This is a genomic window from Vibrio sp. 2130-1 (assembly GCF_033339515.1).
In genome coordinates this window covers 1-648 of the sequence record NZ_JAWOUT010000365.1, presented here as the reverse complement: position 1 = coordinate 648, position 648 = coordinate 1, and the positions used below count along the sequence as shown (strand labels likewise).

Annotated in this window: 1 protein-coding gene; it reads right to left on the bottom strand. The window is 49.5% G+C overall.

Annotated elements, in window-relative coordinates:
* Positions 1 to 648 (bottom strand): aminopeptidase P family N-terminal domain-containing protein (locus R7Q09_RS26265; RefSeq protein WP_318143957.1); only part of this gene is annotated, 648 nt, incomplete at both ends.

Here is a 648-nt window from a genome sequence, read left to right as displayed (position 1 = left end):
TGTAGTGACACATAGCCGCATTGCCGCCTGCCGCAGAAATGGTATCAAAGCTCAGATCCATCAGCGTTGGGTCTTCTTTACGGAATGCTTCTAGGCGATCAGCCAGTGTCGCTTCATCATGAAGATTGCCTGCAGCCACTTCGGCATCTAGCCAGCAAAGGAATTTGCTCATCGCTACACCGTCGCGGATATGACAGGCTTTCATGCCCGCAATCTCAACTTCGTTTTTCGCGGCTTTTGGCATTAAACATGGATCGGCTGCAGCAATAACTGATGCGCCTGCATTTTGCAGAACTAACTTAAACCATGCGTTACTGATTGCTGGGTCGAGCAATACCTTTTTACCAGACATGGCTTCAAGGCGTGATTGAAGTGCTTCTGGATGATGAACCGTCACACCAGTACCCACATGCGCTGCAAATTCAGCAGGTAAGCGAGCGGGATCTAGGAAGTACTCTACACTTGAGTCGGCATGAAGAATCGCGGGCGCCAGTAAAACTGGCAAACGCGACACATCCAAGCCACGTACGTTCAATAGCCAACAAATAGAATCAAGCGCTGTGATGACTGCACTGTCTGCACCGGCTTTTGTTACCTGTTGAGCGATCTCTTTACGCTTACTTTCGCTTGATTGACCAACGGCTTCTG